The organism is Streptomyces spongiae (genome assembly GCF_009377185.1).
GTDB classification, from domain to species: domain Bacteria; phylum Actinomycetota; class Actinomycetes; order Streptomycetales; family Streptomycetaceae; genus Streptomyces; species Streptomyces spongiae.
Window position 1 is genome coordinate 1 of record NZ_VJZC01000516.1, and the last position, 7,145, is coordinate 7,145.

Here is a 7,145-nt window from a genome sequence, read left to right on the forward strand (position 1 = left end):
ACCACCAACCGGGGCGACCACCCCACCCACCGTCCGCTACGCCGTCACCGGTCGGCCGCCACACCGCAGCCGCACCGCAGCCGCACCCCGCCAACGAGCAACAGCGCGAAGCGGCCCGTTCTTTCGCGGGCGGGGTGCACCTCACCTCCGGCAAGTCCGCGACGTTCTGGGTCTACTCCGCCCGGACGAATACGCGGACCTGACGGCCCGCTACCGCAACACAGGCCGGGCCGACCTCACCGTCAACGGCGGCACCTCCACCCGCGTCAACATCGCCAGCACCCTGCACTGGAACCAGTTCAACGACTACACCGTCCCCGTGACCCACACCAAGGGCGCCAACACTGTCCTTCGGGGCGGGGCGACTGCGTTTCCCGGTGCCGAGGGCGTCGATGGCGGCCGCCTCGTAGGAACGTTTTCTGCGTGGCCGTGCTGTGCCGGAGAAGGGCGGGTCAGCGCTCCAGGAGCCGCATTCCCGCCTCGTTGTGGCTGTCGCCGGCGGCCGGCGTGAGGTCGTCGAGCTTGGCGATCTGCTCGGCGCTCAGCTCGATGCTGTCGGCGGCGGTGTTCTCCTCGACCCGTTCGACGCGCTTGGTGCCGGGGATCGGGGCGATGTCGTCGCCCTGGGCCAGCAGCCAGGCCAGGGCCACCTGCGCCGGGGTGGCGCCGACCTCGTCGGCGACGGCCTTGACCTCGTCGGCCACGCGCAGGTTGCGCTGGAAGTTCTCGCCCATGAAACGCGGGTTGGTCCTGCGCCAGTCGTCCTCGGCGAAGTCGTCCGTCGAACGGATCTGACCGGTGAGGAAGCCGTGACCCAGCGGCGAGTACGGCACGAAGCCGATACCCAGCTCGCGCAGCACTGTCAGCACCTCCGCCTCCGGGTCACGGGTCCACAGGGAATACTCCGACTGCAGAGCGGTGACCGGGTGGACGGCGTGGGCGCGGCGGATCGTCCCGACCCCGGCTTCGGAGAGGCCGATGTGGCGGATCTTGCCCTCGGCGACCAGTTCCGCCAGCGCGCCGACGGTGTCCTCGATGGGCGTGTCCGGGTCGACCCGGTGCTGGTAGTACAGGTCGATGTAGTCGGTGCCGAGCCGCTTCAGGGAGCCTTCGACCGCGGTGCGGATGCTCGCGGGGCTGCTGTCCAGGGAGCCGGCGGCGCGGCCCGAGTGCGAGAGGAAACCGAACTTCGTCGCCACGACGACCTCGTCACGCCGGCCCTTGACGGCCCGTCCGACGAGTTCCTCGTTGGTGAAAGGCCCGTACACCTCGGCGGTGTCGATGAAGGTGACGCCCAGGTCGAACGCCCGGTGGATGGTACGGATGGACTCGGCTTCGTCCTGACTGTGTCCGGTGTAGAAGGCGTTCATGCCCATCGTGCCCAGGCCGATGCGGGAAACGTCCAGGTTCCCCAGCTTGATGTGCTTCATGAGTGGTGGTGCTCCGTGTCTCTCGGGTGTCTGCGGACGCCCGGCGCCGTACGCCGTGGCGTTCGCCCTGCAAGGTCGAAAGGGATCTCTTTCGCCGGCCTGTTGGACGGGCCGGTCGCATGGCAGGCCGCGCTGTGCCTGGCTCCTCCCGATGGCTTCACCGGGGGGGGCAGGCGCTGCGGCTTCTCGGTCAGTCGGAGGTCTCGGCCGACTCGGCCGGCTCAGCCGACTCAGAGTCGTCGACCGGCTCGGACTCGTCCATGTCGTCAGTGGTGGCGGCCCAACTGGCCAACAGTTTCAGGGCTTCCTGCGATCGTGACGCCGGCTCAGCGGTGTAGGTGAGCAGGCTCTGGCCGGCGTCGCCCCCGAGAGGGAAGGTCTCGAAGGGCAGGTCGAGGTCGCCGACGACCGGGTGGTGGAGGCGCTTCAGGCCGGTGGTGTGGATGCGGACGTTGTGGGCCGCCCAGCGGCGACGGAAGTCCTCGCTGCGGGTGGACAGTTCCCCGATCATGTCCGTCAGCCGCCGGTCGTAGGCATCGCGGCCGGCCTCGGCGCGCAGCATGGCGACCACGTCGTTGGCGACCTCGTCCCAGTCGCGGAAGAACTCGGGTGCGTGCGGGTCGAGGAAGACGAACCGGGCGTTGTTCGGCGGCCGCGCCGGGTCGGCGTAGACCAGTGAGAACAGCGCCCGCCCGAGAGCGTTGGCGGCCAGGATGTCCAGGCGTCCGCTGAGGACGAACGCGGGCGTGCCGGTCATCGAGTCGAGGACTCGCTGCACAGCGGGCCGGACGCGCTGCTGGGCGGGCTTGCGGCGCGGGGGACGGGTCGTGCCGGCACCGCGCAGGAGGTCGAGCAGGTGGATTCGCTCGGCCTCGTCAAGCCTCAGTGCCTGCGCTATGCCCTCAATGACGCTCTCGGAGACGCCGGTGGCGTTGCCGCGCTCAAGCCGGGTGTAGTACTCGCTGGAGATGCCCGCGAGCAGGGCCACCTCCTCCCGGCGCAGCCCTGTGACCCGCCGACGGTCTCCCCCGTATGAGGGCAGTCCGGCCTGCTCAGGGGTGACCCTGGCCCGTCGTGTGCCCAGGAATTCCCGGATCTCCGCACGGAAATCACCACGGATATCGCGATTGGCGCCATAAGGGTCGTTTCTGCCTGCCATGTGCTCCACTCTACGAGCGCTTTTCTCTGGCTGGGGGTCCCTGTCAGTGCCCCCCTCATCAGGGACTCCCACACGCCCGTGACAAAGGGTTCTGTTGGTGGTGCACCGCCCACGGCGGTGTGAACGGCCCGGACACGGAGGCGCTTCCGCAGCCGTATCCAGCCTCTCTGCGGCGCCGTCGGCGCTGCGATCCTCTTCATCAGAAGGATGAGTCATGCGTCGATACACCAAGCCGGCCGTCGTAGTCACGGCGCTGGGAGCGCTCGGCCTCGCGGCCTTCGGATCGGGTGCGGCGGACGCGGCCGGCACGGCCAGCACGGCCAGCACGGCCAGCACGGCCAGCACGGCCAGCACGGCCAGCACGGCCAGCAGCAACGCCGGCTCCGGCTCGTCGTCTCGCGTCACGGCGGAGTCCGTCTCGTGGAACCACGGAACCGCCCAGGTGAACAAGCGCGTCATGGAGCGCTTCACCAGTGAGTTCCTGCCCACCGGCGATCCCGCGCTGGCGAGGAAGTTCATCAGCCCGGACATCGTCATGCACTTCGGCGGAACGACGCAGCAGGGCCGGGACACCTACCTCGGCATCGTCGCCGCCAACATGAAGGCCTTCCCCGACCTCAAGTGGACGGTGGAGGACATGCGGGCCGAGGGCGACACCGTGGCCATCCGCTACACCATGACCGGCACGCACGAGGGCCCCTTCGCCGGAGTCGAGGGCACGGGCAAGAAGATCCACGCGGAGAGCTTCGCCTTCTACCGCCTGTCCCACGGCAAGATCGTCGAGGAGCGCGCCCAGCTCGACATGCTCGGCATCCTCCGGCAGATGGGCGCCATCCCCGCCTCATAGCAGCGGAGCGGAGCGCCGTACTTCACCCGCCTTCGCCCCTACGCCGATGCGATGACCGGCGCTCACCACTCTCGTCGGCACGTACGGGTCCCCCGTCGGCCCTACGCCGCGCATCCAGAGAACCAAGCAGGAACAGGACACCCCCCATGGCAACGAAACTGACCGGCACCGTCGCTCTCGTCACCGGCGCGAGCAGCGGCATCGGCGCCGCCACCGCCCACCGACTCGCCGAGGACGGCGCCTCCGTCGCCCTCGTGGCCCGCCGCAAGGACCGCCTGACCGACCTGGCCGCCGAGATCGAGAAGACGGGGGGCACAGCGCTGGTCGTGGAAGCGGACATCACCGACCGCGCCCAGGCCGAGGCGGCCGTACAGCGGACCGTGGAGCACTTCGGACGGTTGGACACCCTCGTCAACAACGCCGGGCTGATGCTCCTGGGGCCCGTCGTCGGCGCGGACGCCGACGAATGGGAGCGCATGATCGCCGTCAACGTCCAGGGCCTGCTCTACACCACCCGCGCCGCCCTCCCGCACCTGCTCAAGGCCGCCGAGGACGGGCCGCGCCGGGTCGCCGACATCGTCAACATCAGCTCCATCGCCGGCCGCGTCGCCTGGAACGGCTACGGCGTCTACAACCTCACCAAGTTCGGCGTGAACGGCTTCACCGAGTCGCTGCGCCAGGAGGTCACCCGGCGCCACGTCCGCGTCGGTGTCCTGGAGCCGGGCGGCGTGGACACCGAGCTCGGCTCGCACAACGACCACAAGCCCGAGGTCCGCGAAGCGATCGGCACCTTCTACGAGCAGACCGAGGTCCTCGCCCCCGACGACATCGCCGACGGCGTCGCCTACATGGTCACCCGCCCCCGCCACGCCTCCGTCGGCGAACTGTGGATCATGCCCACCGACCAAGCCTGACCCCGGCCGCCGCCGGCCGCCCGTCCGGTCTCCGGCGACGCCACAGCCACAGCCACAGCCACAGCCACAGCCACACATCATCACCACACCCCACGAAGGCGACTGAGCGCCGGGCTACGGCGCCCGAAAAAGGAACCCCTCATGAGCAAGGTCATTCTCGTCACCGGTGCCGGACGCGGTCTGGGCACGGACATCGCCCGCGAGGCCCTCGCCGCCGGCCACCAGGTCGTCGCCACCGGCCGCCGCCCCGAAGAGGTCGAGAAGACCCTCGGCGGACCGCAGGACAACCTGCTGGTCACCAAGCTCGACGTCACCAGCCCCGAGGACGCCGAGGCCGCCGCGCAGGCCGCCGTCGACCGCTTCGGCCGCATCGACGTCCTCATCAACAACGCCGGCAACTTCTTCGCCGGCTACTTCGAGGAGATCACGCCCGCGCAGATGCGCCAGCAGATCGAGACCAACCTCTTCGGCCCTATGAACGTCACCCGCGCCGTCCTGCCCATCCTGCGCAAGCAGCGCGCCGGGCACGTCATCACCCTCTCCTCCTCCGCCGGCATCATCGGCCAGGAGTTCTGCGTCGCCTACGCCGCCTCCAAGTTCGGCGTCGAGGGCTGGATGGAGTCACTGCGCTACGACGTCGAGCCGTACAACATCCACACCACGGTCGTAGAGCCCGGCTTCTTCCGCACCGAGCTCCTCGTGGACGCCTCCACCACCTGGCCCGAGCCGACCATCGACGACTACGCCGAGCGCACCACCGCCACCATCGCGGCCTGGAAGAGCATGAACGGACAGCAGACCGGCGACCCCGCCAAGCTCGCCCGCGCCCTGCTGACCATCGCCGCCCAGGACAAGCCCCTGCCGCGCTTCGTCGCCGGCGCCGACGCCATCGAAGGCGTCGAGGCCAAGGCCCGTGAACTCCTCGCCCAGGCCGAAGCCTCCCGCGAACTGGGCGGCGATCTGGGCTACGACGACACCAGCGCCTGACACATCCGGACCCGGGCTTTGGGCTCACACCGCAGCGGGGAGTCCAGGCCGCACGAGTGCGAGCCCTCGGACGACCGCAGACGTTCGGCCGCCTGGACATGGCGTTCAACAACGCCGGTGTGCAGGTACCGCCCAGTGACGCGGCCAACGAGCCGGCCGAGCACTTCGACCACGTGAACGCGGTCAACCTGCGCGACCGGCTTCACCGCTCACTGACCAAACGCCCTCCCCCCACGCTGACGCACGACGCCGGACCACCGCCTATGACCGGCACGCGCATCTCGGCAGGCCGACGGGATTCCCCACGTCCTGCCGCCGCATCTTTCACCGCAACCAACCAGCACGGAACCGCTGTTCACCCCAGTGGTGACCGGCGACACGGGTTTACGACGACACGGGTTTACGACGACGCGGTTTCTGCCTCCGGGCACGCCGACGAGCAAGGCCATCGACCTTCCGCCGATCCGAAAGCGTAGAGATGTCCACTGAACTCACCGAGTCAGCCGTTCCTCCCCCCACCAATCCGCCCACCGATCCCTCTGCCGAGTCTCCTTCGGCACCGTCCCGGCGCACGTTCATCGCGACGACCACTGCGGTCGGCGGTGCCGTCGTCGCGGGCGGCCTGGTCGCCGGGTCGGCCCTGCCGGGCGCCACGGAGGCGGCCGCCGCCGAGGCACCACCGAGCAGTCGCGTCTCGCTGACCGTCAACGGCGAACGGCACACCGTCACGGTCGACAACCGGACCTCGCTCCTCGATCTGCTGCGCGAGCACCTGGACCTGCCCGGCTCGAAGAAGGGCTGCAACGCCGGCGCGTGCGGAGCCTGCACAGTGCTGGTCGGCGGGCGGCGGGTCAACTCCTGCCTGACGCTGGCAGTACGGCTGGACGGCGCCGACGTCACGACGATCGAAGGTCTCGCCGACGGTGACCAACTGCACCCGCTGCAGAAGGCGTTCATCGAAGAGGACGCCTTCCAGTGCGGCTACTGCACGCCGGGGCAGATCATGTCCGGCGTCGGTTGCATCCAGGAGGGCCACGCCGGCTCCAAGGACGAGATCCGGGAGTGGATGAGCGGCAACCTCTGCCGCTGCGGCTGCTACGTGAAGATCGTGCGCGCGGTCGAGCAGACCGCCCACGGGAAATGAGGGCCCGGTCTCCATGTATCCCTTCTCCTTCACCAAGGTCTCGGACACCCGTGAGGCGGTCAACGCGGGCCGCGACGGCGGCCGTTACATCGCCGGCGGCACCACGCTCGTCGACCTGATGCGTGAGACCGTCGAGCGCCCCGGCGCGCTGGTCGACATCAGTGACCTTCCGTTGCGGCAGATAGCGGTCACAGGTCGCGGGGGCCTGCGCATCGGCGCCCTGGTGCGGATGGCGGATGCCGCCGCCCACTCCAGAGTCCGCGCCACCTACCCCGTGATCTCGCAGGCGCTGGAGCTGAGCGCGTCGGCCCAGTTGCGCAACATGGCCACCATCGGCGGCAACATCATGCAGCGCACCCGCTGTACGTACTTCCGTGACGTGACAGCCGCCTGCAACAAGCGCGAGCCCGGCTCTGGCTGCGCGGCCCGGGAAGGCTACAACCGCACCCACGCGATCCTGGGCACCTCCACCGACTGCGTGGCCACCCACCCCTCCGACGTGGCCGTGGCGTTCGCCGCCCTGGAGGCGAGCGTCCACCTGCTCGGCCCGGACGGCGCACGCAGCATCCCCTTCGCCGACTTCCTGCTGCGCCCCGGCAGCACCCCGAACCGCGAACAGGCCCTCCGCAAGGGCGAGTTGATCACCGCCGTGGAGATCCCCGCC

General features: G+C 69.7%; 8 protein-coding genes and 1 pseudogene. 7 read left to right on the forward strand and 2 right to left on the reverse strand.

The features are described 5' to 3' along the window. The coding region (locus FNH08_RS52595) for a hypothetical protein (protein ID WP_228034645.1) at positions 1-203 on the forward strand (203 nt) is incomplete at its 5' end. A gap of 249 nt (positions 204-452) precedes the next feature. Here the strand turns inward: FNH08_RS52595 and FNH08_RS40060 are convergent. After that, the gene (locus tag FNH08_RS40060) at positions 453-1,430 is read right to left on the reverse strand and encodes an aldo/keto reductase (protein ID WP_152776439.1); all 978 of its coding nucleotides are present in this window, start codon (positions 1,428-1,430) and stop codon (positions 453-455) included. A 190-nt stretch (positions 1,431-1,620) separates the two neighbouring features. Beyond that, on the reverse strand, positions 1,621-2,589 hold the full coding sequence (locus FNH08_RS40065) for a helix-turn-helix domain-containing protein (protein WP_152776440.1): 969 nt from the start codon (positions 2,587-2,589) through the stop codon (positions 1,621-1,623). Positions 2,590-2,803: 214 nt separating this feature from the next. Between FNH08_RS40065 and FNH08_RS52600 the strand changes: the two genes are divergently transcribed. From FNH08_RS52600 to FNH08_RS40100, 6 genes and pseudogenes are all read left to right on the forward strand, one after another. Next, positions 2,804-3,436: an ester cyclase gene (locus tag FNH08_RS52600; protein ID WP_228034646.1), complete on the forward strand. Its 633-nt coding sequence runs from the start codon at positions 2,804-2,806 to the stop codon at positions 3,434-3,436. Between the two features lie 146 nt (positions 3,437-3,582). Beyond that, positions 3,583-4,350 (forward strand): SDR family NAD(P)-dependent oxidoreductase, encoded by a 768-nt coding sequence (locus FNH08_RS40080; protein WP_152776441.1) that lies wholly within the window; start codon positions 3,583-3,585, stop codon positions 4,348-4,350. A 141-nt stretch (positions 4,351-4,491) separates the two neighbouring features. Beyond that, a complete protein-coding gene (locus FNH08_RS40085; RefSeq protein WP_152776442.1) occupies positions 4,492-5,337 on the forward strand; it encodes an SDR family oxidoreductase in 846 nt (281 codons plus the stop codon). Positions 5,338-5,414: 77 nt separating this feature from the next. After that, a pseudogene (locus FNH08_RS40090) lies at positions 5,415-5,531 on the forward strand (oxidoreductase); the annotation flags it as partial. A 284-nt stretch (positions 5,532-5,815) separates the two neighbouring features. Then, positions 5,816-6,481 carry a (2Fe-2S)-binding protein gene (locus FNH08_RS40095; protein ID WP_152776443.1) on the forward strand — a complete coding sequence of 222 codons (666 nt, stop codon included), beginning with the start codon at positions 5,816-5,818 and terminating at the stop codon, positions 6,479-6,481. Positions 6,482-6,494: 13 nt separating this feature from the next. Then, positions 6,495-7,145, forward strand: a 651-nt coding sequence (locus tag FNH08_RS40100; protein ID WP_152776444.1) for an FAD binding domain-containing protein, incomplete at its 3' end; no start/stop codon positions are given.

Excerpts from the sequence above, each read along its gene's own strand:
- FNH08_RS40060 (WP_152776439.1), bottom strand. The coding sequence starts at position 1,430 with ATGAAGCACATCAAGCTGGGGAACCTGGACGTTTCCCGCATCGGCCTG.
- FNH08_RS40085 (WP_152776442.1), top strand. The coding sequence starts at position 4,492 with ATGAGCAAGGTCATTCTCGTCACCGGTGCCGGACGCGGTCTGGGCACG.
- FNH08_RS40065 (WP_152776440.1), bottom strand. The coding sequence starts at position 2,589 with ATGGCAGGCAGAAACGACCCTTATGGCGCCAATCGCGATATCCGTGGT.
- FNH08_RS52600 (WP_228034646.1), top strand. The coding sequence starts at position 2,804 with ATGCGTCGATACACCAAGCCGGCCGTCGTAGTCACGGCGCTGGGAGCG.
- FNH08_RS40095 (WP_152776443.1), top strand. The coding sequence starts at position 5,816 with ATGTCCACTGAACTCACCGAGTCAGCCGTTCCTCCCCCCACCAATCCG.
- FNH08_RS40080 (WP_152776441.1), top strand. The coding sequence starts at position 3,583 with ATGGCAACGAAACTGACCGGCACCGTCGCTCTCGTCACCGGCGCGAGC.